General features: G+C 66.2%; 22 protein-coding genes. 14 read left to right on the forward strand and 8 right to left on the reverse strand.

Going from position 1 to position 25,069, the window contains the following annotated elements; all coding sequences use genetic code 11:
* Nucleotide 1: 1 nt before the first annotated feature.
* Both RPR59_RS08820 and RPR59_RS08825 read right to left on the reverse strand, forming a co-directional pair.
* Nucleotides 2–478, reverse strand: a complete 477-nt coding sequence (locus RPR59_RS08820; RefSeq protein ID WP_313913160.1) for a hypothetical protein — start codon at nucleotides 476–478, stop codon at nucleotides 2–4.
* Between the two features lie 239 nt (nucleotides 479–717).
* Nucleotides 718–1,161, reverse strand: a complete 444-nt coding sequence (locus RPR59_RS08825) for a host attachment family protein (RefSeq protein WP_313913163.1) — start codon at nucleotides 1,159–1,161, stop codon at nucleotides 718–720.
* A 97-nt stretch (nucleotides 1,162–1,258) separates the two neighbouring features.
* Here RPR59_RS08825 and serS point away from each other — a divergent pair, with 97 nt between their 5' ends.
* From serS to RPR59_RS08845, 4 genes are all read left to right on the forward strand, one after another.
* Nucleotides 1,259–2,536, forward strand: a complete 1,278-nt coding sequence (serS, locus tag RPR59_RS08830; protein WP_313913165.1) for a serine--tRNA ligase — start codon at nucleotides 1,259–1,261, stop codon at nucleotides 2,534–2,536.
* A 144-nt stretch (nucleotides 2,537–2,680) separates the two neighbouring features.
* A complete protein-coding gene (gene rimO, locus RPR59_RS08835; protein ID WP_313913168.1) occupies nucleotides 2,681–4,009 on the forward strand; it encodes a 30S ribosomal protein S12 methylthiotransferase RimO in 1,329 nt (442 codons plus the stop codon).
* Between the two features lie 580 nt (nucleotides 4,010–4,589).
* Nucleotides 4,590–6,020, forward strand: coding sequence for a serine hydrolase domain-containing protein (locus RPR59_RS08840; RefSeq protein ID WP_313913171.1), 1,431 nt, complete (start codon nucleotides 4,590–4,592; stop codon nucleotides 6,018–6,020).
* Between the two features lie 64 nt (nucleotides 6,021–6,084).
* Nucleotides 6,085–7,479, forward strand: a complete 1,395-nt coding sequence (locus RPR59_RS08845) for a leucyl aminopeptidase family protein (protein ID WP_313913173.1) — start codon at nucleotides 6,085–6,087, stop codon at nucleotides 7,477–7,479.
* 7 nt (nucleotides 7,480–7,486) lie between these two features.
* On the opposite strand, the gene RPR59_RS08850 is transcribed toward RPR59_RS08845, so the two are convergent.
* Together RPR59_RS08850 and tpiA are read right to left on the reverse strand one after the other, a co-directional pair.
* Complete coding sequence (locus RPR59_RS08850; protein ID WP_313913175.1) at nucleotides 7,487–7,846, reverse strand: GFA family protein; 360 nt, start codon at nucleotides 7,844–7,846, stop codon at nucleotides 7,487–7,489.
* Nucleotides 7,847–7,875: 29 nt separating this feature from the next.
* Nucleotides 7,876–8,628 (reverse strand): triose-phosphate isomerase, encoded by a 753-nt coding sequence (tpiA, locus tag RPR59_RS08855; RefSeq protein ID WP_313913177.1) that lies wholly within the window; start codon nucleotides 8,626–8,628, stop codon nucleotides 7,876–7,878.
* Nucleotides 8,629–8,779: 151 nt separating this feature from the next.
* Here tpiA and RPR59_RS08860 point away from each other — a divergent pair, with 151 nt between their 5' ends.
* Together RPR59_RS08860 and trpE are read left to right on the forward strand one after the other, a co-directional pair.
* Complete coding sequence (locus RPR59_RS08860) at nucleotides 8,780–10,720, forward strand: peptidylprolyl isomerase (RefSeq protein WP_313913180.1); 1,941 nt, start codon at nucleotides 8,780–8,782, stop codon at nucleotides 10,718–10,720.
* Between the two features lie 5 nt (nucleotides 10,721–10,725).
* The gene (trpE, locus tag RPR59_RS08865; protein ID WP_313913182.1) at nucleotides 10,726–12,231 is read left to right on the forward strand and encodes an anthranilate synthase component I; all 1,506 of its coding nucleotides are present in this window, start codon (nucleotides 10,726–10,728) and stop codon (nucleotides 12,229–12,231) included.
* A gap of 13 nt (nucleotides 12,232–12,244) precedes the next feature.
* Here the strand turns inward: trpE and RPR59_RS08870 are convergent, their stop codons facing one another.
* Entirely contained in the window at nucleotides 12,245–12,649 is a 405-nt protein-coding gene (locus RPR59_RS08870; RefSeq protein WP_313913184.1) for a hypothetical protein, read from the reverse strand.
* Between the two features lie 129 nt (nucleotides 12,650–12,778).
* Here RPR59_RS08870 and RPR59_RS08875 point away from each other — a divergent pair, with 129 nt between their 5' ends.
* The 6 genes from RPR59_RS08875 to lexA are packed head-to-tail and all read left to right on the forward strand — an operon-like array spanning nucleotide 12,779 to nucleotide 17,508.
* Nucleotides 12,779–13,363 carry an anthranilate synthase component II gene (locus RPR59_RS08875; RefSeq protein ID WP_313913186.1) on the forward strand — a complete coding sequence of 195 codons (585 nt, stop codon included), beginning with the start codon at nucleotides 12,779–12,781 and terminating at the stop codon, nucleotides 13,361–13,363.
* The gene (trpD, locus tag RPR59_RS08880) at nucleotides 13,360–14,355 is read left to right on the forward strand and encodes an anthranilate phosphoribosyltransferase (RefSeq protein WP_313913188.1); all 996 of its coding nucleotides are present in this window, start codon (nucleotides 13,360–13,362) and stop codon (nucleotides 14,353–14,355) included. Before RPR59_RS08875 ends, trpD begins: the two co-directional genes overlap by 4 nt.
* Nucleotides 14,352–15,137, forward strand: a complete 786-nt coding sequence (trpC, locus tag RPR59_RS08885; RefSeq protein ID WP_313913190.1) for an indole-3-glycerol phosphate synthase TrpC — start codon at nucleotides 14,352–14,354, stop codon at nucleotides 15,135–15,137. Before trpD ends, trpC begins: the two co-directional genes overlap by 4 nt.
* Complete coding sequence (moaC, locus tag RPR59_RS08890; RefSeq protein WP_313913192.1) at nucleotides 15,134–15,604, forward strand: cyclic pyranopterin monophosphate synthase MoaC; 471 nt, start codon at nucleotides 15,134–15,136, stop codon at nucleotides 15,602–15,604. Before trpC ends, moaC begins: the two co-directional genes overlap by 4 nt.
* The gene (locus tag RPR59_RS08895; RefSeq protein ID WP_313913194.1) at nucleotides 15,601–16,779 is read left to right on the forward strand and encodes a molybdopterin molybdotransferase MoeA; all 1,179 of its coding nucleotides are present in this window, start codon (nucleotides 15,601–15,603) and stop codon (nucleotides 16,777–16,779) included. The genes moaC and RPR59_RS08895 overlap by 4 nt, the downstream gene beginning before the upstream one ends.
* A gap of 54 nt (nucleotides 16,780–16,833) precedes the next feature.
* Entirely contained in the window at nucleotides 16,834–17,508 is a 675-nt protein-coding gene (gene lexA, locus RPR59_RS08900; protein ID WP_313913196.1) for a transcriptional repressor LexA, read from the forward strand.
* A gap of 23 nt (nucleotides 17,509–17,531) precedes the next feature.
* On the opposite strand, the gene RPR59_RS08905 is transcribed toward lexA, so the two are convergent.
* On the reverse strand, nucleotides 17,532–19,694 hold the full coding sequence (locus tag RPR59_RS08905) for a ComEC/Rec2 family competence protein (RefSeq protein WP_313913198.1): 2,163 nt from the start codon (nucleotides 19,692–19,694) through the stop codon (nucleotides 17,532–17,534).
* 29 nt (nucleotides 19,695–19,723) lie between these two features.
* Between RPR59_RS08905 and gltX the strand changes: the two genes are divergently transcribed.
* Nucleotides 19,724–21,151: a glutamate--tRNA ligase gene (gene gltX / locus RPR59_RS08910; protein WP_313913200.1), complete on the forward strand. Its 1,428-nt coding sequence runs from the start codon at nucleotides 19,724–19,726 to the stop codon at nucleotides 21,149–21,151.
* Nucleotides 21,152–21,186: 35 nt separating this feature from the next.
* Entirely contained in the window at nucleotides 21,187–22,470 is a 1,284-nt protein-coding gene (locus RPR59_RS08915) for a citrate synthase (RefSeq protein ID WP_313913201.1), read from the forward strand.
* 78 nt (nucleotides 22,471–22,548) lie between these two features.
* On the opposite strand, the gene RPR59_RS08920 is transcribed toward RPR59_RS08915, so the two are convergent.
* Together RPR59_RS08920 and RPR59_RS08925 are read right to left on the reverse strand one after the other, a co-directional pair.
* Nucleotides 22,549–23,937, reverse strand: a complete 1,389-nt coding sequence (locus RPR59_RS08920; protein ID WP_313913204.1) for a sensor histidine kinase — start codon at nucleotides 23,935–23,937, stop codon at nucleotides 22,549–22,551.
* Nucleotides 23,938–23,942: 5 nt separating this feature from the next.
* Nucleotides 23,943–25,043 (reverse strand): DUF2336 domain-containing protein, encoded by a 1,101-nt coding sequence (locus tag RPR59_RS08925; protein ID WP_313913205.1) that lies wholly within the window; start codon nucleotides 25,041–25,043, stop codon nucleotides 23,943–23,945.
* Nucleotides 25,044–25,069 lie beyond the last annotated feature (26 nt).

Here is a 25,069-nt window from a genome sequence, read left to right on the forward strand (position 1 = left end):
GTCAGGGCGCTCCGATCCCGCTTCCCCCGCCCGCCCCGCCGGAATACAGCTCCAGCGGCGAGATGCCGGTCATTTCCAGTACCGGCGGTGGCACCCCGGTGGTCGTCGGCGGCAGCGGCGGCTTCGGCGGTGGTTTCGGCGGCTTTTTCGCGGGCGGGTTTTTCGGCGGTTCTTCGGGCGGCAGCGGCGGGATCGTTATTTCATCGACGTCCAGCTCGAGCGGGGGCTCCACATCGACCTCGAGCAGCACCGGCGGGTTTTCCAGCGGCAGCACCTCGTCTTCATCGACTTCGAGCGGCAACGTGTCATCCTCGTCGAGCGGTGATGTCTCCTCCTCGACATCGTCCAGCAGCTCCGGCGACGTATCCTCGTCGACATCTTCCAGCTCCAGCGGTGATGTCTCGTCGTCCTCGTCCACGTCGTCCAGCAGTTCGACCTCGAGCAGTTCCTCTTCGAGCAGCTCGGGCGGCTGGAGCACCAGCAGCGGCTGGAGTTCCAGCGGCCATCACCATCACCCGCCGGGAGGCAGTTCGAGCAGCGGCACGCCAACCCCGGTCCCCGCCCCGCCGATGATACTGCTTTTCGGCGGTGCGGCCGCAACACTGGTCGCCCGGAGTCGAATGAAGCGGCGAAGAAAGACCGGTTGATACGGCAAAAGACGAAAAAGGGCCGCCCGCACTGGCCGGCGGCCCCGTTTTTCTTCCCTTCGCCGGCCAATCAGTCGGCAGCCGTAAGGGTCTTTTCGATTTCGATCACGGGATGTCCGGTGAGGTCCTTGTCGATCTCTCCCACCAGCCTTTCGCTCACCTCTTTGTGATAGTGCTTGCGAAGCTCGCCGAGGGTGCGCGGCGGCGCGACGACGATCAGCGAATCGAATTCGTTGCGAAGCGCGCGCTTCTTCAACAGATCCGCGGTCTCGACCGCAAACCGGTCTTCCTCCAGTTGATGGAAGTCGGTTTCCTGGTAGGAACTGCGGCCATTGCTCTGGCTGGAAAAGGTCGTGCCCGGTCCATCGGTCGATTGCTCCCGATCGGGCGGATTCTCCTGTTCGCGCACGCGTTCGACGACCAGATTGGGATATTCCGCATCGCCCTCGTTCCTCAGGAACAACATCTTTCGCCCGTCGGCGACGACGACCATGGCATCGTGCGGAACCTGCATGAAGTTTCTCCTTGTTGATTGCTTGTCAGGTGGGCGACCAACGCGCGGCACAGTGCCGGGTTGCGCCGAGCGGCAACGCTCGCCATAGCCTCTCGCCATGCACGATATCCGCCTGATCCGGGACCATCCGTCCGATTTCGACGCCGCGCTCGCCCGCCGCGGTTTCGCCGCTTGCGCCGACCGGCTGATCGCGCTCGACGAAGCCCGCCGCGCAGTGGTGACGGAACTTCAGGCGGCGCAATCCCGCCGGAACGAAGCGTCGAAGGCGATCGGTGCGGCCAAGGCGAAGAAGGACGAGGAAGCCGCGCAGGCGCTGATGCGCGAAGTCGGCGCCCTGAAGGAACGGATGCCGGCGCTGGAAGCGGAGGAGCGCGAAGCGAGCGCGGCGCTGGAGCAGGCGCTGGCGACCGTTCCGAACCTGCCCTATCCGGACGTCCCGGACGGTGATGACGAAACCGACAACGCACTGGTCGCGGAACACGGCGTCATCGCCGAACGCGACTTCGCCCCGAAGGAGCACGATGTCCTCGGTCCGCCTCTGGGCCTCGATTTCGAGACGGGCGCAGCAATGTCGGGCGCCCGCTTCACGCTCGTCCGCGGCCCGGCAGCGCGCCTTCACCGCGCGCTCGGTCAGTTCATGCTGGACACGCTGACCGAAACCCACGGCTTCGAGGAGATCGTGCCGCCGCTCCTGGTGCGCGACGAAGCAGTGTTCGGCACCGGTCAGTTGCCGAAATTCGCCGATGACCTTTTTCGCACGACGGACGGACGATGGTTGATTCCCACCGCGGAGGTGAGCCTGACCAACATCGTTCGCGAGCGTATCCTGGCGGCGGAGACGTTACCGCTACGCTTTGCCGCGCTGACGCCGTGCTTCCGCTCGGAAGCAGGTGCGGCCGGTCGCGACACCCGCGGTTATATCCGCCAGCACCAGTTCGAAAAGGTGGAAATGGTCGCCATCGTCGCGCCGGAGGCTTCCGAAGACGAACATGAGCGCATGACCGGGTGCGCCGAGGCGGTCCTGACCGCGCTGGACCTGCCCTTCCGGCGCATGAAGCTATGCACCGGCGACATGGGATTCACCGCCGCGCGGACCTACGACCTTGAGGTGTGGTTGCCCGGCCAGAACCGCTACCGCGAGATTTCCAGCATCTCGACCTGCACCGATTTCCAGGCGCGGCGGATGAATGCCCGCTTCCGCGCGGAAGGCGAAAAGGCGACGCGCTTCGTTCATACGCTCAATGGCTCGGGTCTGGCGGTCGGGCGCACCTTGGTCGCGGTGATCGAAAACTATCAACAGGCTGATGGCGCGGTTGCGGTGCCGGAGGTGCTGCGCCCCTATCTCGGCGGCGAAAAGAAGCTGGAACCCGCCTGAGACGCGTCCCCCGCGTCGGCTTCGCAGATCACGAGGCAGGCCTGACGCGAGCGGAGACGGCGGCCGTGCCGTCGCGCTCGTCATAGCGCGCCGGCGCTCTCCCGCTGGATTTTTCCGCAGAAATCGCTATGTCGCGCGCCAATCATGGCAACCAAACTTCCTGAACCGCCCAAGGTGGGCATGGTGTCGCTCGGCTGTCCCAAGAATCTGGTCGACTCCGAACGCATCCTCACCAAGCTGCGCAGCGACGGCTATCAGCTTTCGGGCGATTATGCCGGCGCGGACGTCGTCCTCGTCAACACCTGTGGCTTTCTCGACAGCGCCAAGGAAGAAAGCCTCGAGGCGATCGGCGAGGCCATCGCCGAGAACGGCCGCGTCGTCGTTACCGGCTGCATGGGCAAGGAAGCCGAAACGATCCGCTCGCGCTTCCCCGACGTTCTCGCCATCACCGGCGCGCATCAGTATGAGGAGGTCGTCGGCGCCGTCCATACCGCCGCGCCGATGCCGCCCAGCGCCTATCTGAACCTCGTGCCCGACAGCGGGCTGAAGCTCACCCCGCGCCATTACAGCTATCTGAAGATTTCGGAGGGCTGCAACCACCGCTGTGCCTTCTGCATCATCCCGGCGCTTCGTGGAGATCTCGTCAGCCGCCGCCCCGATGCGATCCTGCGCGAGGCGGAAAAGCTGGTCGAAGCGGGCACGAAGGAATTGCTGGTCATCAGCCAGGACACCTCGGCCTATGGCATCGACATCCGCAAGCAGCCGCGCGCATGGCACGGCCGCGAGGTCGTGCCGCACATGACCGATCTCGCCCGCGAACTCGGCCGCATCGCGCCGTGGGTACGGCTGCATTACGTCTATCCCTATCCCCATGTCGATCAGGTCATCCCGCTGATGGCCGAGGGGCTGATCACCCCCTATCTCGATATCCCGTTCCAGCATGCCAGCCGCAGCGTGCTGAGGGCGATGAAGCGCCCGGCCAACGAGGCCAGGGTGCTCGAACGCATCAAGGGCTGGCGCGCAATCTGCCCCGATCTCGCCATCCGCTCGACCTTCGTCGTCGGCTTTCCCGGCGAGACGGAATCGGATTTCGACTATCTGATGGACTGGCTCGACGAAGCGCAGCTCGACCGCGTCGGCGCGTTCCGTTTCGAACCCGTGGAGGGCGCCGCCGCCAACGACCTGCCCGGCGCGGTGCCCGAGGAGATTAAGGAAGAACGCTACGCCCGCCTGATGGAGAAGACCGCGACGATTTCGGCGGCCAAACTCCAGGCGAAGATCGGCCGCACGCTCGACGTCATCATCGACGAAGTCGGCGGCGACGGCGCGACCGGGCGGTCACAGGCCGATGCGCCCGAAATCGACGGCTCGGTGTTCCTGCGCGATGCGGGCCATCTGACGCAGGGCGACATCGTCGCGGTCGAGATCGAGGACGCCGACGAACACGACCTCTACGGCGCCCCGCTCGGATAAGTTCACGCGCCGCATCGTTCCACACCCGCCATCCTGACGAAAGCCAGTATCCATAAACGGATGCCGGATCAGACCCGGCATGACGACCAGACGAAGGGGTGTCGCTCCATGGCGCCGTCCTCCCCTCCCTTCCAGGGAGGGGCCGGGGGTGGGTGCGAGCGAAGCGAGCCCCAACGCCAGCCAAGCAAAGCCGAGGCATCGAGCCTCGCCTTCGCTGAACCCACCCCTTGCCCCCCTTCGCAAGGATGCCTCTACGAAAGGCGCGAAATGGAAATCTCTTTCGTCATGCTGAACTTGTTTCAGCATCCACCTGGCTGCAATAGTAAACGCGTAAGCTAAGCGGCTCGGCGGACCCGACCTCCGCCGGGGAGACGAGAATGGTTTTCGCAGAGGCATCCTCGAAAGGGAGGGGAAATGGATGGCGGCCTCCCAGGAGCAGATCTTAATCCGCTACCTGGCCCTGCTCCCAAAAACCCCTGTCCTCCACGCCCGGCTTTTGGCAGAACGCCGCTCCATGATGAACGCAGCCACCTCCGCCCGCCCGTCCCGTACGCTTTGCCGGGAGGGTGTCCCGGGGGCGATGTCGCGCAAACTTCGCGTATTTGCGCCGCGGCGGGCGGTGCGTATCGGGCTGGCCTCGCTGCTCGTCGCAGCACCGCTGCCGGCGCTCGCCCAGGCCCTTACCGCCGAGCAGACGCAGGCGGTCGACAAGATCGTCACCGGCGCACTGTCCGAAAGCCAGGTGCCGTCCGCCTCGATCGCGATCGTTCGCGACGGAAGGATCGTCTATACCAAAGCCTATGGCGATCAGGGCCCGAACGTCGCCGGAACGACCGCCGATGCACGCTATCAGATCGCCTCCATCTCGAAGCAGTTCACGGCCGCCGGGCTGTTGCTGCTGGAGGATCAGGGCAAGCTCGACCTCGATGACAAGGTCGCGAAATATTTTCCGGAGATCACCGGCTCCGACAAGATGACGATCCGCAACCTGCTCAGCCACACCTCCGGCCTGCAGGATTACTGGCCGCAGGACTACAGTTTCGCGCTGATGGAAGATCCGGTGAAGCCGCAGGAAATCGTCGATCGCTGGGCGAAGAAACCGCTCGACTTCGAACCGGGAACCCAGTGGCAATATTCCAATACCGGTTATGTCGTCGCCGGCATGATCCTGGAAAAGGTGTCGGGCGAAAAGCTGATGCCGTTCCTGCGCAAGCATATATTCCGGCCGCTGCACATGAATCCGATCAACCAGGATCTGGCTCAGGGCAAGGGATTCCCGACCGGCTATCATCGCTACGCGCTGGGGCCGGTGCGCCCCGAAAAACCGGCAGCACCCGGCTGGTTGTGGGCGGCGGGCGAGCTTTCGATGACGGCCGGCGACCTCGCGCGGTGGGACATCGCCCGGATCGACCGCACAGTCCTGCCCGACGACGACTGGAAGGCGCAGGAAACGGTCTTCCGGCTCGCGGATGGGACGCCCACCGGTTACGGCCTTGGCGTGTCGCTTTCCGAACGCGATGGCGACAAGGTCGTCAGCCATGGCGGTGAAGCAGTCGGCTTTCTGAGCGAGAATGTCGTCGTTCCGGCTGAGAAATTCGCCGTCGTGGCGCTGGTGAACGCCGATTTCGGGCGCGCCACCAGCGCGATCACCAAACAGATCTCCGATCTCCTGCTCCCGGCGGCGCATGATCGACAGGTCGAACAGGCCCGGCTCATGCTGGCGCGGAAATTCTTCAAGCAGCTTCAGTCCGGCAAGCCGGACCGCTCGCTGTTGACGGCGGATGCACGCTATTATTTCTCCGATCAGGCAGTGCAGGACTATGCCGGCAGTCTCGCCCCGCTCGGCGAACCGACGAGCTTCGAAGCCATCGGCGAGCCCAGGCTGCGCGGCGGCTTCGTCAATCGCAACTACCGGATTACCTATCCCGACCGGACGCTGCTTCTCGTCACCTACGCGCAGGCGGGCACGGACGGAAAGTTCGAACAGTTCATCGTCATGCCGGGCGGCTGAGCGGGATCGCACATCGCGATCCGCGCATTGGACATAGCAGACCATTCCGAAAGGCGACCCATTCATGACCGACGCGGCGTCCCTCCTCCAGCCCGACCGCGGGCAGCCGGCCACCACCATCCACCTCGTCGACAACAACAGCTATGACGCGTGGCTGGGCGTGCAGCCGCAGCGGCATCGCACCGCGCTGTCGGCGCAGCGGTTTGCGCCTTCGGATCACGCCTGCGCGATTCTTCCCGGCGATTCGCCCGGCGAGTGGTGCGCCGTCGCCGCCGTGAAGGACATCGGCACGCTGTCGCCCTGGTGCCTGGCGAAGGCGGCCGAGCAGCTACCCGAAGGCACATACCGGCTGGCGAAGGGCGAGCCGGGCGCGGCGATGCTGGGCTGGCTGGCCGCGCAACATCGCTTCGATCGCTACCGCAAGGAAGACCATCGCCCCGGCCCGCGAATCCTGGTGACCAGAGAAGCGGCGCGGATCGAGGAGACCGTTCTGATCGCCGAGGCGACCATGCGGGTGCGCGATCTCGTCAATACCGGTGCCGGTGACCTCGGCCCGGCCGAGCTGGAGGCGGAAGCCGCCGATCTGGCACGCAGGCACGGCGGCCGGATAACGGTAACCAGCGGCCGCGATCTCGAAGACGGCTATCCGATGATCCACGCCGTGGGACGCGCGGCGGCCGAAGGACGCCAACCGCGGCTGATCGAACTGGAATGGGGACGCGAGGATCACCCGCGAGTTGCGATCGTCGGCAAGGGCGTGTGTTTCGATTCCGGCGGCTTGGACATCAAGCCGGCCTCCGGAATGCGGTTGATGAAGAAGGACATGGGCGGTTCGGCCCATGCGTTGGCGCTGGCCGGGCTCGTCATGGCCTCGCGGTTGCCCGTTCGCCTGCACCTGCTGGTGCCGGCGGTGGAGAACGCGGTCGCCGGCAACGCCTTTCGCCCCGGCGACGTTCTGCGGACGCGCAAAGGACTTACGGTCGAAAACACCAACACCGATGCCGAGGGGCGGCTGATCCTGGGTGATGCGCTGACAAAGGCAGGCGAAAGCGGCCCCGAGCTGATCCTGGACTTCGCCACCCTGACCGGTGCCGCGCGCGTCGCGCTGGGGCCTGATCTTCCCGCGACCTTCATCCGCGACGAAACGCTTGCCGGGCAGTTCCAGACGGCGGCCGATGCCGAGAGCGACCCGATCTGGCGCATGCCGTTATGGGACGGTTATGACGAGATGCTGAAGTCCGACATCGCCGACCTCGTCAACGCGCCCGAGGGCGGATTCGCCGGCGCCGTGACCGCCGCGCTGTTTCTGCGCCGGTTCGTGCCGAGAGACACGCCCTGGGCGCATCTCGACGTGTTCGCATGGCGGCCGAGCGCCAAGCCCGGACGCCCGAAAGGCGGCGATGCCTTCGGACTCAGGGCGGCGTTCCGGATGTTAAAGGATCGCTATCCGGCGGCCTGACGCGTGCTCAGCGGTGGTGCGAACCCGCCGCAACCGTGACCCAATCGAACGCCCGCTCTTCATAGACGGACGTTGCCGGCGCCGAAAAGGCGTGAGGGTTTGCGAAATTGCCCAGAGGTACGGCGATCAGCCCCGGTTCCTCCTGCGTGCGATAAAGGGCGTTGGAGCCGCAGCGCGGGCAAAAGCGATAGCGAATCCAGGCTCCGCTATCGGCGATCCGTTCATATTGCGCGGTGCTGCCGTCCACCGTAACGGCGTTTTCCGGGAAACGCGCCTGAGCGGAAAAGGCGCTGCCGGTCCGCTGCTGACAGGCCAGACAGTGGCAGACGGAAACCCGGACCGGTTCGCCCGTGCAGCGAACGGTCACGGCGCCGCACCGGCATTCGGCGACCCGGATCATTGCGAGAGCGCCGCCGCGGCCTCGATGATCGGCATGAATTTCTCCGCCGTAAGGCTGGCACCGCCAACCAGCGCGCCGTCGACATTGTCGATGCCGATGATCGCGGCCGCATTGTCGCCCGTCACCGAACCGCCGTACAAAATGCGGATGCCGTCTGCCGCGTCGCCGACCATCCGCCGAAGCTGGGCCCGGGCGATGGCGTGGATGGCGGCGATGTCGTCGGCTTGGGGCGTGCGTCCGGTGCCGATCGCCCAGCGCGGCTCATAAGACAGCGTAAACCATTCGGGCGCGGCATTGTCGGGAACCGATTTTTCGATCTGCGCCTGGACAACGCGCTCAGCCCGGCCGGCATCGCGCTCGGCCTCGGTCTCACCGACGCACAGAATGACGTTCAGCCCCGCGCCGTGCGCGGCCGCCGCCTTTGCCCAGGCGTCGTGGCTGGTCTCGTGCTGGTCGGCACGGCGTTCCGAATGTCCGACGATGACGCAATCCGCGCCCGCCTCCTTCAGCATCGCCGCCGACACGCAGCCGGTATGGGCGCCACTGGCCTCGGCATGTACGTCCTGCGCACCGATCGACAGACCACCGGCAACCGCGACGGCCGGCGCAATCAGCGTGAACGGCACGCACAGCGCGACGTCGATTTCCGGCGTCCGGGCGGCGCATTCCGCGATCGCGCGAACCTGCGGCAGATCGGCCTGCACGCCGTTCATCTTCCAGTTTCCCGCAACGAGCTTTCGACGCGTCATCCATCCTCCCGCTACTGTTGTGTATGTCCCTATCAGGCCCAGCAGCCGGCACAAGCGCCTCCGCTCCGGCGCGCCGCGGCCCGCCATTGCCGAGCGCGACCACAGGCCCTAAAGCGACGCGAACGCTTCATTGTTTCATCGAAGGGCCTGCATGCTCAGCTTCATCCGGCGACTCACCAAATCGCGTCTCGGCGTGATCGTCACCCTGATCGTTCTCGTCGTGATCGCCCTAGCCTTCGCCGCCGGCGACATCAGTTCCTTCGGCCCGGCATCGGGCGGCGATCCCAATTCCGTCGCCGTCGTCGGCGACACGACGGTCGGACAGGCGGAACTGCGCGACCGGGCGCAACTCGCGGTCGATCGGATCCGCCAGCAGCAGCCTCAGGCCAATCTGAGCGAGTTCGCCGCGCAGGGCGGACTGGGCGACGTTCTGAATCAGATCATCAACGGCGTCGCGCTGGAACAGTTCGGCCACGCGTCCGGCATGGTCGTGTCGAAAAAGCTGATCGACGGACAGATTGCGAGCTTCCCGGCTTTTCAGGGACTGGACGGCAAGTTCGATCAGGAACAGTTCAACCGCGTCCTGGCGACGCAGGGCGTGACTGCTGATCAGATTCGTGCCGATATCCGGCGGCAGACGCTGGCGCAGTGGTTGATGACCCCGACGCTGGAGGCAAGTTACGTACCGCAGCAGGTTGCGCTGCCCTATGCCTCGCTGTTGCTGGAAAAACGGCACGGCGCGATCGCCTTCCTTCCGACCCGTTCGGTCGATCCCGGCGACGAGCCGGACGATGGCGAACTGAAGAAATATTACCAGTCGCACGTCGCCCGCTACACCGTGCCCGAGCGCCGCGTAATCCGGTACGCCACCGTCGCGCCGGACGATGTGGCCGATCGCGCGACGCCGACGGACGCCGAAATCGCCCAGGCATATCGCGCCGCCGGCACGCGCTATGCGGCCAAACAGCAGCGCAGCGTGCAGCAATTGGTGGTTGCGGATGCCAAGCAGGCGCAGGCCGTTGCGAAGAAGATCGCCGCCGGCACCTCCGTTTCCGCCGCGGCCGATAGTATCGGCCTGGAAGCCACGACCATCGCCGACGTGACGCGGGAGGCGCTGGCCGACCGCACCAGCGACGATTTCGCCAAGGCGGTCTTCTCGGCAAGGGACCAGGCGGTGGTCGGTCCCGTCCAGTCCGCGCTCGGTTATTATGTCGGCAAGGTGACCGACATATCGCAGGTCCCCGGCAAAACGCTGGCGCAGGCCACGCCCGAAATCGCGGAAAAGCTGAAACAGCAAAAGCTTCGCGACATCATCAACGCGCTTCAGGACAAGCTCGACAGCGGCATCACCGACGGCGCGACCTTTGCCGAACTGGTCAAGGAGAACCAGCTCGACGCGAAACAGACCGCGCCGGTTCTGCCCACGGGCGTCGACCCGGAACACCCGGAAAACAAGCCGGACCCCGCCCTGTCACGCGTGGTCGAGGCCGGCTTCGCCGCCATGCAGGGCGACGCGCCGCAACTGGTGCAGTTGAACGACGACGGCACCTTCGCGCTCGTCGCGCTCGGCCGCGTCGTGCCCAAGGCTGCGAAGTCGCTGGACGAAATCCACGACGCGGTGGTTCGCGACTATATGGTCGACCAGGCCAAGTCGAAGGCGCGCGCGCTGGCGCAAAAGGCCGTGGACAAGGTCAACAAGGGCACGTCGCTTGGCCAGGCGATCGCCGACACCGGCGTCCGCGCGCCAGCGCCGGAACAGGTCGATGCCACACGCGCCGATCTCGCCCGCAATCGCCAGCAGGTGCCGCCGCCGATCGCATTGATGTTCTCGATGGACGAGGGGCAGGCGAAGCTGCTCGAAGCTCCCAACAACAGCGGCTGGTTCGTCATCCATCTCGATCAGGTTGACAAGGGCGATGCGTCCGACGACGCGGATCTCGTAAAGCAGACCCGTCAGGGCCTCGGCGGCGTGGTCGGCGAGGAATATGCCGAGCAGTTCGCCAAGGCGGTTCGTCTCGGCATCGGCGTGAAGCGCAACGAAGACGCGCTGGCCAAGCTCCGCACCGAGCTGGGCGGCGGCGCCACGCCCTGACGCGAATGACCCGGAATAAGCAGGCTGCCCGTCAGGCGCTGGAAGCCGGCCGGCCGGCGCTGATCTGGCAGCGTATCGTCGCCGATACCGAGACGCCGGTCGCTGCCGCACTGAAGCTGATGGCGTCCGACCGTGGCGATTTCCTGCTCGAATCGGTCGAGGGGGGCGCCGTTCGGGGGCGGCACAGCCTGATCGGGCTCGCGCCCGATCTCGTCTTTCGGGCAAGGGGCCATGTCGCCGAGATCAATCGTCAGTGGCTCACCGACCGCGATGCGTTCGAACGAACCGACGCGCCGTCGCTGGAGGCATTGCGCGTGCTGGTGGATCAGTGCCGCATGGATGTGCCGGAGGGCCTTCCCCGTGCCCTCGCCTGCCTCGTCGGCTATTTCGGGTACGAAACAGTCGGCCTCGTGGAGAAACTTCCGCAGCCGGCAAGCGATCCGCTCGAACTGCCCGACATGATGTTTGTTCGGCCGACCGTGCTGTTGGTCTTCGACCGGCTTGCCGATGCGCTTTTCATCGTCGCACCCGTCTGGCCGGACGCTGCGCCGTCCGACCGCCTGCTGCAAGCCGCCGAAGATCGGATCGAGGCGACGGCCGCGCGGCTGGCGCAGGCATCGCTCCCGCCGGCCACCGCCCTGGAGGCCGCGCCCGACCTCGCGCTGGAGCCGCAGCTCGATCCGGTGCGCTATGCGGCGATGGTCGGCCGCGCCAAGGATTATATCGACGCCGGTGACATCTTCCAGGTCGTGCTGGCGCAGCGTTTCACCACGCCGTTTCCGCTGCCGCCGTTCGAGCTTTACCGCGCGTTGCGGCGCGTGAACCCCTCGCCCTATCTCTATCATCTCGATATGCCCGGTTTCGCGTTGACGGGGTCGAGCCCGGAAATCCTCGTTCGCGTCCGCGACGGCGAGGTCACGATCCGGCCCATCGCGGGAACCCGGCCGCGCGGCCGTACCGCGGCGGAAGACGAAGCGAACCGCAACGACCTGCTCGCCGATCCCAAGGAACGCGCCGAGCACCTGATGCTGCTCGATCTGGGCCGCAACGATACAGGCCGCGTGGCAAAGGCGGGAACCGTCCGCGTCACCGACAGCTACACGATAGAATATTACAGCCACGTCATGCACATCGTGTCGAACGTCGTCGGCACGATGCGAGAGGATCGCGACGCACTCGATGGCCTGTTTGCCGGCTTTCCCGCGGGAACGGTCAGCGGCGCGCCCAAGGTCAGGGCGTGCGAGATCATCGCCGAACTCGAGCCGGAGCGGCGCGGTCCCTATGCCGGGTGCGTGGGCTATTTCTCGCCCGACGGCTCGATGGATTCCTGCATCGTATTGCGCACGGCGGTCGTGAAGGACGGGACCATGCACGTACAGGCCGGCGCGGGCATCGTCGCCGACAGCGACCCCGCTTACGAACAGCGGGAGTGCGAGGCCAAGGCCGGCGCCCTGATCGCGGCCGCCCGCGAAGCGGTCGCCCGCGCGGCGGAACCGCGCCACGGGCAATAGCCCCGCCGGACGATCAGGGAACGCCGGCCTCCGCGGCTTCCTTCTCCCGCTGCGCTCGCGCCCAGTTGCGCAGCATCTGCGACGTGCATCCGGTCTGGCCGCCGGTGCCCACCGGCGAGCAACTGTTCGGGAGCCCCGCCCGATTGACCTCGTTGATCATCTCGACCTTTCGCGACCAGGCCTGGTGAGCAGCCTCCGGCGGCTTTTCACGCAGCTTTTCAGGGATGCGATAGGGCGAGTCACCCGCCTTCGCACATACGACGATCTCGTCGCCCTCGGCCTCCGGGCATTTGTCGTCGCCGTACAGGACGACGCTGCGAACGCGCTGCGGCGGGCCGTCCTCGGCTGCCGGTTCCTGGTCCTGCGCCATGGCGGGGGCCGCGACAATGGCGACGGCAAGCGAAAGAAATCGTAGCATATGTGGCCTCCTGGCGCAGCTTGACCCGGACAGCGATGAGCAATTGCTGAACGGCGCCGCCCGCTAATCGACCAACGCGCGCCCGTCGGCAACAGTTGCGATCGCGCCAAGCGGCGTTATGGCGAACGCATGATCCTGGTCATCGACAATTATGACAGCTTCACCTGGAACCTGGTCCATTATCTGATGGAGCTGGGCGCTGGGGTGGAGGTGGTTCGCAACGATTCGCTCAGCGCCGCGGATGCGCTGGCGACCGGCGCCGACGCGTTCCTGATCTCGCCCGGCCCGTGCACGCCGAACGAGGCGGGCATCTCGCTCGACCTCGTCGCTGCCTGTGCCGAAGCGCGCAAGCCGCTGCTGGGCGTCTGCCTGGGCCATCAGGCGATTGGCCAGCATTTCGGCGGCCGCGTCGTCCGCGGCGGCCTGATGCACGGTAAGACCTGCCCGGTGCGGCATGACGGGTCGGGAATCTTCGCCGGTCTGCCCTCCCCCTTCACCGCGACGCGCTATCACTCGCTGATCGTGCGCGATGTCCCGGACCGCCTCATCGTCAACGCCACGGCCGACGACGCCAGCGCTATGGGTTTTCGCCATGTCGAATTACCAATTCACGGCGTCCAGTTTCACCCTGAAAGCATCGCCACGGAACACGGTCACGCCCTGCTCGCCAACTTCATGGCCGCCGCCGGCCTGAAGGCGACGACGCCGGCATGACCAGCATCGGCGCCCTCCCCGATCCCTCGACACCACTCTCGCACCAGAGTGCGGGCGAAGCCTTTGCCACGATCCTAGATGGCGGCGTGCCCGATGATAGGGTCGCCGATTTCCTCGTCCGGCTGTCGGATCGGGGCGAAACCAGCATCGAAATCGCGGCAGCGGCGCGCGCACTGCGCGATCGGATGATTCCGGTGAAGGCGCCGGAGGGCGCGATCGATGTCTGCGGCACCGGCGGCGACGGCCACCACACGCTCAACGTGTCGACGGCCGTGGCGCTCGTCGTCGCGGCCTGCGGCGTGCCGGTCGCCAAGCACGGCAACCGCGCAGCCTCCAGCAAGTCCGGCGCGGCGGACACGCTGGAAGCACTGGGCATGGACATGGAGCGCGCCGGATCGCTGGCGGAGCGCACGCTTGCCGATCTCGGAATCGCCTTTCTGTTCGCAGGCAACCATCACCCGGCGATGAAGCGCATCACCCCAATCCGCCGGCAGATCGGTCGGCGCACCATCTTCAACCTGATGGGGCCGCTCGCCAATCCCGCCCATGTGACCCGTCAGCTCATCGGCATCGCGCGTCCGGACTACGTTCCGGTCTATGCCGGTGCGCTCGCCCAGTTGGGGAGCGAGGGGTCGGCGATCGTTTCCGGGGCCGAGGGGCTGGACGAACTGTCCTGCGAAGGGGAAAGCATCGTCGCCACGGTGGGCGAGGAACGCCTTCCCGACCGGATCACGCCTGCGGACGCCGGCCTCGCCGCCCATCCGCTCGCCGCCATTCGCGGGGGAAGCCCGGCGGTCAACGCCGCAGCCCTTGCCGATCTGCTGGCAGGTGCCCGCGGCCCGTACCGCGATGCAGTGCTTCTGAACGCCGCGGCCGCCCTGGTGATCGCCCGGCAAACCGGCGATCTGGTCGACGGCGCCGCCCGCGCGGCGGAGGCGCTGGATTCCGGTGCCGCCAGGGCCTTGCTGAACGACTGGATCGCGTACAGATGACGACGATGCTCGACCGCATACTCGAAACCAAGCGCACCGAGGTGGCGCGCCGGAAGGCGGAGCGCAGTTCGGCGGACCTCGTTGCCGCCGCCGCAGAGCAGACCCCGCCGCGCGGCTTCCGGGCGGCGCTGGATGCAAGAGCGCGGACGGGCCATGCGCTCATTGCGGAAATCAAGAAGGCCAGCCCTTCCAAGGGGCTGATCCGAGAGGATTTCGATCCGCCGAGTCATGCCGCCGCCTACGCCGCGGGCGGCGCGACCTGCCTTTCGGTCCTGACTGACGAGCCATGGTTCCAGGGCGCCGACGCCTATCTGTCGGCAGCTCGGGCCGCCTGCGCGCTGCCGGTCCTGCGCAAGGATTTTCTGGTCGATCCCTGGCAGGCGGCGGAAGCGCGCGCGATCGGCGCCGATGCCGTGCTGCTGATCGTGGCCGCGCTCGACGACGGCGTCATGGCGGAAATCGAGGCTGCGGCGATCGAACAGGACATGGACGTGCTGGTCGAAGTCCATGATGCCGCGGAACTCGATCGGGCGCTGCGGCTGAAATCGAGGCTGATCGGGGTGAACAACCGTAATCTGAAGGACTTCACGGTCGATTTTAAGCGGACTTATGAGCTGGTGGGGTCGGCCCCCACCGACTGTACGTTCGTGGCGGAAAGCGGTTTGACCACGCGTGCCGACCTCGATGCCATGGCCGAACATGGCATCAGTTGCTTTCTGGTCGGCGAGGCGTTGATGCGCCAGAAGGACGTGGAGAGCGCGACGAGGGCACTGGTCGGATGAGCGAACTTACCCATCTGGGCGAAGACGGCGCGGCCCGGATGGTCGATGTCGGCGGCAAGGACGTGACGGCGCGCGAGGCGGTCGCCGGCGGGCGTATCACCATGTCGGCAGAGGCCGCAGATGCGATCCGCACGGGCAACGTCAAGAAGGGCGACGTGCTGGCGACCGCTCGGATCGCCGGAATCATGGCGGCGAAGCGGACGAGCGAGTTGATCCCGCTGTGCCATCCCCTGCCCCTCACCCGCGTCTCGATCGACCTCGCGATCGAGGACGACGGCGTCACGGCGACCGCCACCGCGGCGACCGACGGCAAGACCGGGGTCGAGATGGAAGCGTTGACCGCCGCGACGGTCGCGCTGCTGACCATCTACGACATGGCAAAGGCCATCGATCGGGCGATGACCATTGAATCGGTGCACCTGCTGTCGAAGCGCGGCGGTAAATCGGGCGACTGGAGCGCGCCATGACGCTCCTGCCCGTCGAGGAAGCGCGCGATCGTATCTTTTCGCTCGGGACGTTGGCGGCCTGCGAGGAAGTGCCGTTGCACCAGGCCGCCGGTCGGTGGGCGGCGAAGGCGATTCCGGCGCGGCGCACACAGCCCGCCGCGGACCTTTCCGCCATGGACGGCTATGCCATCCGGTTCTCGGATCTGCCCGGTCCGTGGCGGTTGGTGGGCGAAAGCGCGGCCGGGCACCCCTTTTCCGGCACGCTTGGCGAAGGCGAGGCCGTGCGAATCTTCACCGGCGCCACCATGCCGCCGGGTGCCGATGCGGTGCTGGTGCAGGAAGAAGCGGACCGGGACGGTACCGTCGTCGCCCTGACGGGCGAAGGGCCCGCTCATGTCGGTCGCAACGTCAGGCCGTGCGGGCTGGATTTTCGAACCGAAGAAATTCTCATTGCGGCCGGCGAGCGCCTGACGGCGGCCCGCCTGGCCCTTTGCGCCATGGGAGGGCACGACACCGTGCCCGTGCGTCGTCGCATCCGGGTCGCGATCGCGGCGACGGGCGACGAACTCGTGCCTCCCGGCCGGACCGATGCCGGCAAGCTGCCGGAATCGAACGGCACGATGCTGACGGCGCTGGTTCACGACCTCCCTGTGGACGTGGTCGACCTGGGGATTCTGCCGGACAGCCAGGAGCTACTCGAAAGCGCCTTCCGGCAGGTCGATGCCGACATCCTGGTCACCACCGGCGGTGCATCGGTCGGCGATCACGATCTCGTTCGCCCTGCACTCGAAGCCGCCGGCGCCAACATCGATTTCTGGCGGATCGCTCTTCGGCCGGGAAAACCCATGATGGCCGGCATGCTGCGGGACGCGGTGGTGCTCGGCCTGCCGGGAAACCCGGTCTCGGCCTTTGTCACCGCCACGCTGTTCCTGCGGCCGCTGATCGCCAAGCTCGGCGGCGCGTCCGACGTTGCACCCGCAACCTTCACCGTGCCCCTGGGCGAAGACCTTCCCGCTAACGGCCCGCGCACCGATTACCTGCGGGCGAAGCTGGTGGATGGCGCCGCCTGTGCCGCCGCCATCCAGGACAGTTCCATGCTGCGCACGCTGGCGCGCGCGGATTGCCTGATCCTGCGGACGCCGCACGCCCCGCCGGCCGCCGCCGGCGACTCAGTGGAAATCCTGCCGCTTACTTGACTTGTTCCCGACCGTTGCCTAGAAGTTCCGCATCTGTTCCGACGGAGGGCTTCCATGCTGACGCGCAAACAGCACCAACTTATCTGTTTCATTGCCGATCGCCTCACTGAAACGGGGGTCTCGCCGTCGTTCGAGGAGATGAAGGAGGCGCTGGACCTGAAATCCAAATCGGGTGTTCACCGCCTGATCAGCGCGCTGGAAGAACGTGGCTTTCTGCGGCGCCTTCCCAATCGAGCGCGGGCGCTGGAGGTGCTGCGGACGCCGGAGCGTGCGGCCCGGCAGCAGCCGGCCACCGCCGCTGCCGTCAACCGGGGCGATGCCGCCGGTCCCGCACCGGAACCGGCGAACGACGTCGTCGAAATTCCACTGCACGGCCGGATCGCGGCCGGCGTGCCGATCGAGGCGCTGGAAGGGGCGCAGATGTTGCCGGTGCCGGCGGCATTGCTGGGTTCGGGCGAACATTACGCATTGGAGGTCGCCGGCGATTCGATGGTCGATGCCGGCATTCTCGACGGCGACTATGCGCTGATCCGCCGAACCGAAGTGGCCCATGACGGTGAAATCGTGGTGGCCCTGATCGACGAGAATGAAGCGACGCTGAAATATTTCCGGCACGAAGGTGCGATGATCCGGCTCGACCCCGCCAACCGCAGCTACGATCCGCAGCGTTACAGCCCGAAACAGGTCCGGATTCAGGGGCGCTTGTCGGGATTGCTCCGCCGCTACTGATCTCGGCGCGGCGGACCTGCGCCTCAACGATCCGGGCGATAGGGCGGCATGATGGTCGGCGGATCGATCCAGGGGTGGTCGCCGCCCGACGTGACCGCAGTGCGGATGGAATGGTCGGCGAAATTTATGGCGACGCCGCCCGTTGCGGCAAGGCGCTTCGCGTCCAGTTTCAGCCAGCGTGGCCGGCACCACCGTGGCAACCATCGGTCGCTGACGATGATGGAGGCATCCCGGCAGGCAGGTTCGAGCGATTCGCGCGGGATCAGATAGTCGCTTCGCGTGGCCAGAATGCGCCAGCGGTCATCTCCGGCGCGGTAATCGATCAGGCAACTGTCGTGGCTGCACCGCGCGTTCGGCATAGCGTCGATCGGTGTCAGGCTTTCGGCCGAGCCGCCGTTTTCGCGAAACACATCCCGGATATAGTCGCCGCTGCGATCGCGCAGCAACGCCATGGATCCGTCGGCTTTGCGCAGCGCCATGTGCGTGCCGTCGGCGCTGACCAGCAGGTCCGGCGGCGGCGTGATCAGCGCCCAGGCGAGGCCGACTGCGACCGATACCAAGCCGATCCAGCGTAATCCCGTCCGCCAGAGCGCGGTCCACAGCCCGCCGAGGACGATTGCCGCGAACGCGCCGGTCGGCGTGACGGGCAGCGCGGCGATCGCCCCCGGCGCCGACGCGGTCGCATGGGCCAGTTTCAGCAACAACCCCAGCGCTTCGCCGGCGACCCACCATGCAGGCGCCCCCAGTCGGAGAAGGTCGAGAAGCAGCGCCACTGCCTCGGCCGGCATGATGACGAAGGTCGTAAGCGGTATGGCAAGGATATTCGCCGCCGCACCGTACAATCCGGCGCGATGGAAATGATAGAATGCGATGGGCATCAGCGCGAGTTCCACGACGATGCCGGTAACGAGCAGCGACAGCGCCGCCCGGCCGAAGCGGATCGGCCAACGGTCGTCCCGGTCCCGGCCGCTGAACCAGCGCCGCGCGACGGGATGTTCGTGGAGTGCCACGATCACGGTCACGGCCGCGAAGCTCAACTGAAAGCTGGGGCCGACAAGCGTTTCCGGCCATAGCAGCAGAACCAGCAGCGCACCGGCCGCCACCAACCGCAAGGTAATCGCTTGCCGGCCGAAGACGATGGCGGCAACAATCAGCAGCGCCGCCACGCACGATCGGATCGTGGGAACGTGCGCGCCGGTCAGCCAGGTGTACCCGACCGCTGCGGCTGCCCCCGCGCCTGCGGCGATCACGGGAATCCGCCCGGTTCCGGCAAGGGTCGGAAAAAGCGCCAGCCCCCTCAACACCAACAGCATCACCGCGCCGACGACGGCGGTAACATGCAGGCCGCTGATCGATAACAGGTGCGCCAGCCCTGCATTGCGCATCGCTTCGGCGTCGTCTTCGGCGATGGCGCCGCGATCACCGGTTGCGAGCGTGGCCGCCAGGGCGCCGGCGCTGCCGCCCACCCGCTCCCGCACATATCGCGACAGCCGGCTGCGCAGCGTGTCGTCGGCCCTTTGGCCGGGTTCGGTCACAGTAACGGGCGCAAAGGCCCGGCCGGTCGCGCCGATACCATCGAACCAGGCCACGCGGGTAAAGTCATAGGCGCCCGGAACGGCCGCCGGCGGCGGCGGCATCAGCCAACCCCGCGCCTTTATGATCGCGCCCTCTCCCAACCCGGCGGGCACATCCTGTTCCGCCACATTCATCCGGATCACCGGCGGCAGATCCGCATTTCGCACTGCCAGGCGGAGTCGAACGATGTCCCGCGCCGGAATACGCTCGATCTTTTCCACCACGCCGACGACCCGCGCAACGCCGGCATGGTCAAGGACGGGAGCGGCCACCCGCTCCGCCCGCCACCAGACGAGGGCACAACCCAATGCCAGCGCGAATGCCGCCACCGCGAGGACCCGCGATATTCTGCCGCCGCGTCCCGCCGCCAGTGCCGCCAGTCCGACGCCGGCGGTTCCCAGGCAGAAACCGATCCACTGGAAACGATATGGAAGCAGGAACCACGCCGCGATCCCGCCGCCGATGGCCACGGGAAGCCACACCGGCAACTGGTCGCGTTCCGCATCCAGCCAGCATTCAACCGAATCGCGGACCGCACCAATGCGTGCTGCGCCCGCGAATTGATGCGGGCCGAGGCCCGTGCTAGGGGCAGGCGCGGCTGAACTGGCCATTCCGTTTTCCAGCTTGGGAGCAAGCGCGATTGGGCGCAACACCTGATACCGCCGCGCCGGCAAGCGGCGCCGTCGTAACCCGCTTCGCGCCGTCGCCGACCGGATTTCTCCATATCGGCGGCGCACGCACGGCATTGTTCAACTGGCTTTATGCCCGCCACACCGGCGGCAAGTTCCTGTTGCGGATCGAGGACACCGACCGCAAGCGCTCTACCGAACCAGCCATCGCCGCGATCCTTGACGGCATGCGCTGGCTGGGCCTCGATTGGGACGGTGAGGAGGTCTATCAGTTCTCGCGCCAGGCCAGGCATGTGGAAGTCGCACAGGCGCTGCTCGCATCGGGCAATGCCTATAGATGCTATGCCTCGTCGGAGGAGTTGGCCGCACTGCGCGAGGAGCAGCGCGCCGCCGGAAAGCCGATCCGCTATGACGGCCGCTGGCGCGACCGCGACCCGTCCGAAGCTCCCGAAGGTGCGTCGTTCGTCGTTCGCCTGAAGGCGCCGAAGGAAGGCGCGACGACGATCGACGACCGCGTCCAGGGCAGCGTGACCGTCAACAATGCCGAAATCGACGATTTCGTCCTGCTGCGCGCCGACGGCACGCCGACCTATATGCTCGCGGTGGTGGTCGACGATCACGACATGGGCGTCACCCATGTCATCCGCGGCGACGATCATTTCAACAATGCCTTCCGCCAGTTGCCGATCATCCGCGCGATGGGGTGGTCGGAGCCGGTCTATGCCCATGTGCCGCTGATCCACGGCGCCGACGGGGCGAAACTGTCGAAGCGCCACGGAGCATTGGGCGTCGACGCCTATCGCGACGAAATGGGCTACCTGCCGGAGGCCGTCTCGAACTATCTGCTCCGTCTCGGCTGGGGGCATGGCGACGAAGAGATCATCAGCCGCGACCGCGCGATCGGCCTGTTCGACCTGAGCGGGATCGGTAGATCGCCAAGCAGATTCGATTTCAAGAAGCTGAAAAACCTGAACGGCCATTACATGCGCGAAGCCGAGGATGCGCGCTTGGCGAAACTCGCGCGTCCCTTCCTCGGCTTTGAGCCCGACGAGCGCCAGATGGCGCTGTTCGAGCGCGCCGTACCGTTTCTGAAAGTCCGCGCGAACGATCTGATCGAACTGGCCGACGGCGCGGGATTCCTCTTTCGCTCCCGTCCGCTCGAATTGGACGAATCCGCCGCCGCTTTGCTAGAAGGCGACGCGCGGGCGATTCTGAGCCGGGTTCACGGGGCGCTTGACGCCGTGGAAAACTGGGATACGGAAACGCTCGAAACCGCGGTACGAAACACTGCCGAGGGTGCAGACGTTAAGCTGGGCAAGGTGGCACAGCCGCTACGGGCTGCACTGACCGGGCGAAAGACGTCACCGGGCATATTCGACGTGCTCGTCCTTCTCGGGCGGGAAGAGAGCCTGGCCCGTATCGCGGACCAGATGGCCTGAACGGCCGTACAAGAGCAAAACAGAAAGGATCACAGATGACCGACACCGCCAAGCTGCAGGTTTCCGGGGAAGAAAGCGAATATCCCGTCCTGTCGGGCAATGTCGGTCCCGAAGTGGTCGACATCCGCAAATTTTACGCCGAAACTGGGCGTTTCACCTATGATCCGGGGTTCACCTCGACGGCGAGCTGCGAGTCGGGGCTGACCTATATCGACGGTGCTGAAGGCGTGTTGCTCCATCGCGGCTATCCGATCGGCCAGCTTGCCGAACAGTCGAGCTTCATGGAGGTCGCCTACCTGCTGCTCAACAAGGAGTTGCCGTCGAAGGATGAACTCGACCGGTTCAACTGGACGATCACCCGTCACACGATGGTGCATGAACAGCTCGCTCAGTTCTTCCGGGGCTTTCGTCGCGATGCGCACCCGATGGCGATCATGTGCGGCGTGGTCGGAGCGCTATCGGCCTTCTATCACGATTCCACCGATATCACCGACCCGCATCAGCGCATGGTGGCGAGCCACCGGCTGATCGCCAAGATGCCGACGATCGCGGCGATGGCATATAAATACTCGATCGGTCAGCCGTTCCTCTACCCGCAGAACGACCTCAGCTATACCGGGAATTTCCTGCGCATGACCTTCGGCGTGCCGGCCGAGGAATATGCTGTCGATCCGGTCATCGAGAAGGCGCTGGACCGCATCTTCATCCTTCATGCCGATCACGAGCAGAATGCTTCGACCTCTACCGTGCGGCTCGCCGGTTCGTCGGGCGCGAACCCGTTCGCGTGCATTGCGGCCGGCATCGCCTGCCTGTGGGGCCCGGCGCATGGCGGCGCGAACGAGGCGGCGCTCAACATGCTGCGCGAGATCGGCACGCCCGAGCGTATTCCCGAATATATCGCGCGCGCCAAGAACAAGGACGATCCGTTCCGGCTAATGGGCTTCGGTCACCGCGTTTACAAGAACTACGATCCGCGTGCGACGGTGATGCAGCAGACCGTGCGCGACGTGTTCAAGGCGATGAACGTACAGGATCCGGTGTTCGAAACGGCGCTTCGGCTGGAAGAAATCGCTCTGAACGACGATTATTTCATCGAAAAGAAGCTGTTCCCGAATGTCGATTTCTATTCGGGCGTGGTACTGTCGGCGATCGGCTTTCCGACTTCGATGTTCACCGCCCTGTTCGCGCTTGCCCGTACCGTCGGCTGGGTCGCACAGTGGAACGAGATGATCTCCGACCCCGCGCAGAAGATCGGCCGGCCGCGCCAGCTCTATACCGGTCCGACGCAGCGTGACTACGTCCCCGTCGACAAGCGCTGACCTCCGCCTGCATGAAATTGGAAAGGGCCGGTTTCGGGATCACCGGGCCGGCCCCTTTTCTGTCGCGACCGCAGGCCGTCAGGCGGATGGCAGTCGCAAAATGAAGCGTGCGCCCTGACCGGGCGCGCTATCGACCGATAGCTCGCCACCCATTGCGCGGGCGAGTCGCCGCGCGAGATAGAGGCCGAGGCCGCTGCCGCCGGAATGTTGCGGCTGCAACCGCTCGAACCGTTCAAAGATGCGGTGATGGTCCTCCGCGGCGATCCCCGGCCCCTGATCGGCCACGATCACGCAGGCGCTGCCCGCTTCTTCCTGCAGGCGAATCCAGACGGTGCTGCCCGGCGGTGAATGACGCACGGCGTTGCTGACGAGGTTGACCAGGATCTGGAGCACCCGCCGGAATTCCCCCGCAGCGACAATGCCTGTATCCGTCATCGGCCGATCGATCGACACCTTCCCTTCGCTGGCCCGGACGGAGAGCAGCCCCGCCGCTCTGCGCGCGACATCGGCCAGGTCGATCCGCTCTATTTCCACGGCGAAATCGTCGCGCTCGACCGCCTGCAGATCGACGAGATCCTCGATCAGGCCCAGAAGATGCCGCCCGGCGCCGGCAATATCGCCGGCATATTCGGCATAGTCGTCGCGCAAGGGACCTTCCGTCTGCGCCTGGATCGAATCAGCGGTGGCGATGATCCGACTGAGCGGTCCACGCAAGGCGCGGTCGAGCCGCTGCGTGAATCCGTCGGGGAAGCTCTGGGTCAGCGCTTCCGGGTGAAGATGGGACGAATCGGCGGTCGCGACAGGTTCCGGCGCCCGATCGAGGAGCGTTGCCGAACCATGCAGGCCGACAAACCCTCCCGCACGATCGGTCTGCGCGACGGCTGAAAGGCGGACACGCCGTCCATCACTCCGCACTCTCGCCACCTGTCCGTCGACCGCGGTACGTGCGGCTACCGCCGCCAACAACGGAAACTGACCGTCGGCACCGCCCATCAGATCGAACAATCGGGTCAACGGCCGTCCGAGCAACTCGGAAAGTGCAAAACCGTGCAGCGCCGCCGCCTTTGGCGACATGCGGGTCAGGCGCAGGGCGCGATCCGTTTCCCATTTCCAGTCGCCCCAGACCGCCTCGCTACCGCCGGATTGGACGCGGCCGGCCATGGCTTCGGCCCACCGTCCCGCTTCACGGGCCGGTATCAATTCGACGACGACGCCATCTTCCTCCGGCTCGGCCCGAACCCATAACGCGCGTTCGCCGTCCTCGTCGGCAGCGACGAGCGGTCGCGACACCGGAATGCCCAGACGCTGGGCAAGGCGCGCCGCAGCGGCGACCGAGGGCATCCGTATCGGTTCGCCCAGCGCTCCGCCCGCGCGCGCATTGAGGCGGTCGAATCCCGCGTCCGCTTCTCGCAGCACGCCTTCGCGGTCCGTCCGTCCGCGTGCCGGCTCCGCCATGGTGTCGCGCATCCTTTTCAACGCTTCCGCAAGGTGGCGACGCTTTGTACCGCCTCGCGGTACGCCGATCCGGCCCGGTGCAGCGACAGCGCATCCAGTGCCGCAGCGGATTCCATCGCCGCAATCGTCTCGAGCGAATCGGCCAGGTCCTGCACGAACCGGTCGCCCTTCGCCTCCGCCAGTGGATAGCCGACGCGCGCAATCTCCGGCCGCTCCAGGCCCAGCGCACGCAGCGCCATCCAGCAAAGCGCCCCATCGCGATCCACTACGATATCGCGCATCGCGGGGAATTCCATTCGCAATCCACATGCAAGCAGCGCCACGAAAAGCCGCGGGCGCCTGTCCTCCAACGCTTCCAGCAGCAAGTCGGTCCGCCCTGCTTTCTCCCCATCGAACCGTTCCGCAAGCGACATCGCCGCCGCCTCCGCGCGGACCTGATCGTCATATTCGGTCAGGCAGGCGTTTGCCGCCCCTTCGATTGCGCGGTCCAACGCAGTGGTTTCCACCGCGTCGACGGGGGACACGGACAGGCGCAGCGCGGCCGCCACCTGCCATACGAAACGATGTTGAAGGTGATCCGGCAGATCGGATACGCTGCCGTCGCTCTCCAGATCACCGCTCTCGGCGATCAGCATCGCGCGGGCGGCGGCGGCAATATCCCGATCATGGTCCTCGGTCAATCGGACGAGCAGCGACGGACGTTGCGGATCTTCCCCGGCAGATATCGGAAGGCTGCGCGCCAAAAGGGTCAGGCCCTGCTGCGCATATAGTTCATCGGCCAGGCCGCTACGCATGAAAAACCGCGGGTCCGCGACATCGGCGGCGACATCGCGCGCGTCTTCCAGTCGCGCGGCCAGCGCTGGATGCGAGCAATCTTTCAACTCTTGGACGGCCCGCCCCCGCAAGGCGCGGGCGACGGCGTCGATCATCGCGTTCAACCGCCCCACCATCGATATGCGAAGCTGCTCGTCGAGGCGGTGCGCATCCGACACCGCCAGCTCCGCCAGCGCGGACGCGCGGGCGTCGCGGATGCGCCAGTCGCCACCCGCAATCGAGCAGGACAGGGAAGCAACGTCTGGGCCGTTGCCGGAAAGGTGGTCGACATTCGAACCGGGCATGGAATTCGGATAGCGCAAATGTCGTT

This window comes from Stakelama saccharophila, from assembly GCF_032229225.1.
Taxonomy (GTDB): Bacteria; Pseudomonadota; Alphaproteobacteria; order Sphingomonadales; family Sphingomonadaceae; genus Sphingomonas; species Sphingomonas saccharophila.

Excerpts from the sequence above, each read along its gene's own strand:
- RPR59_RS08825 (WP_313913163.1), bottom strand. The coding sequence starts at position 1,161 with ATGCAGGTTCCGCACGATGCCATGGTCGTCGTCGCCGACGGGCGAAAG.
- serS (WP_313913165.1), top strand. The coding sequence starts at position 1,259 with ATGCACGATATCCGCCTGATCCGGGACCATCCGTCCGATTTCGACGCC.
- rimO (WP_313913168.1), top strand. The coding sequence starts at position 2,681 with ATGGCAACCAAACTTCCTGAACCGCCCAAGGTGGGCATGGTGTCGCTC.
- RPR59_RS08840 (WP_313913171.1), top strand. The coding sequence starts at position 4,590 with ATGTCGCGCAAACTTCGCGTATTTGCGCCGCGGCGGGCGGTGCGTATC.
- RPR59_RS08845 (WP_313913173.1), top strand. The coding sequence starts at position 6,085 with ATGACCGACGCGGCGTCCCTCCTCCAGCCCGACCGCGGGCAGCCGGCC.
- tpiA (WP_313913177.1), bottom strand. The coding sequence starts at position 8,628 with ATGACGCGTCGAAAGCTCGTTGCGGGAAACTGGAAGATGAACGGCGTG.
- RPR59_RS08860 (WP_313913180.1), top strand. The coding sequence starts at position 8,780 with ATGCTCAGCTTCATCCGGCGACTCACCAAATCGCGTCTCGGCGTGATC.
- trpE (WP_313913182.1), top strand. The coding sequence starts at position 10,726 with ATGACCCGGAATAAGCAGGCTGCCCGTCAGGCGCTGGAAGCCGGCCGG.
- RPR59_RS08870 (WP_313913184.1), bottom strand. The coding sequence starts at position 12,649 with ATGCTACGATTTCTTTCGCTTGCCGTCGCCATTGTCGCGGCCCCCGCC.
- RPR59_RS08875 (WP_313913186.1), top strand. The coding sequence starts at position 12,779 with ATGATCCTGGTCATCGACAATTATGACAGCTTCACCTGGAACCTGGTC.
- trpD (WP_313913188.1), top strand. The coding sequence starts at position 13,360 with ATGACCAGCATCGGCGCCCTCCCCGATCCCTCGACACCACTCTCGCAC.
- trpC (WP_313913190.1), top strand. The coding sequence starts at position 14,352 with ATGACGACGATGCTCGACCGCATACTCGAAACCAAGCGCACCGAGGTG.
- moaC (WP_313913192.1), top strand. The coding sequence starts at position 15,134 with ATGAGCGAACTTACCCATCTGGGCGAAGACGGCGCGGCCCGGATGGTC.
- RPR59_RS08895 (WP_313913194.1), top strand. The coding sequence starts at position 15,601 with ATGACGCTCCTGCCCGTCGAGGAAGCGCGCGATCGTATCTTTTCGCTC.
- lexA (WP_313913196.1), top strand. The coding sequence starts at position 16,834 with ATGCTGACGCGCAAACAGCACCAACTTATCTGTTTCATTGCCGATCGC.
- RPR59_RS08905 (WP_313913198.1), bottom strand. The coding sequence starts at position 19,694 with ATGGCCAGTTCAGCCGCGCCTGCCCCTAGCACGGGCCTCGGCCCGCAT.
- RPR59_RS08915 (WP_313913201.1), top strand. The coding sequence starts at position 21,187 with ATGACCGACACCGCCAAGCTGCAGGTTTCCGGGGAAGAAAGCGAATAT.
- RPR59_RS08920 (WP_313913204.1), bottom strand. The coding sequence starts at position 23,937 with ATGCGCGACACCATGGCGGAGCCGGCACGCGGACGGACGGACCGCGAA.
- RPR59_RS08925 (WP_313913205.1), bottom strand. The coding sequence starts at position 25,043 with ATGCCCGGTTCGAATGTCGACCACCTTTCCGGCAACGGCCCAGACGTT.